Genomic DNA, 765 nt, shown 5'->3' on the forward strand with positions numbered 1-765 from the left:
CAATGCGGAAAGCGCAGGACAGCTTTTTTCACTCTGGCTGTACCGGCGGAAATATTATGGGATCAATACCGATGCAAAATTTTGTTTTTTCTTTACCCTGAGAGATCATTATGGACAAACAAAGTATGACGAACAGAAGAATTATCTGGGCATTTCCAAAGAACTGCTGCAACGGGAAAAGCTGGATGAGATCTTTGGCAGGATCTATGCTTTTCAACCGAAGTGGCTGTTGTTACAGCCAAGCATTGCCATGATCTTAGCCAGATACATATATGAGACGGGAGCAGAAGTTCCGGGATCGCTAACGTATATCGAGCTGAGTGGTGAAATGGTAACGGATCGACAGCGCAGATTTATTGAAAGTGCGTTTGATGCAGTAACGGCCAGCCAGTACGGCTGTAATGAGATTGGATCGATCGCATATGAATGCCCGGAAGGAAATCTGCACGTGATGGATCATAACGTATATGTGGAGATCGAGCCCTTTACGGAACAGGAACGGGCGGCGGGAACCGGTCATGTGATCGTGACAGCACGGCATAATAAGGTGATGCCGTTTATCCGGTATGATACAGGGGATATTGCCGGGTGGAAAGATGTATCCTGTACGTGTGGCTGCCATGGAGCAGTATTAGAACTGACCGGTGCAAGAAAAGATGACATGATCCGTCTGCAGGACGGACAAAGGATATCTGCCAACCTGTTCCGCAGGGTCATCCAGGCGGTAGAGTGCTGCATGGAGGGACGGATCTATCAGTATCAGGT

General features: G+C 48.0%; 1 protein-coding gene. It reads left to right on the plus strand.

Annotation, left to right across the window (positions count from 1 at the left end):
• Positions 1-765: hypothetical protein (locus DW981_RS15305; RefSeq protein WP_207664021.1), on the plus strand; the 765-nt coding region annotated here is incomplete at both ends.

Source organism: Clostridium sp. AM49-4BH, from assembly GCF_003478335.1.
Classification (GTDB): Bacteria; Bacillota; Clostridia; order Lachnospirales; family Lachnospiraceae; genus Butyribacter.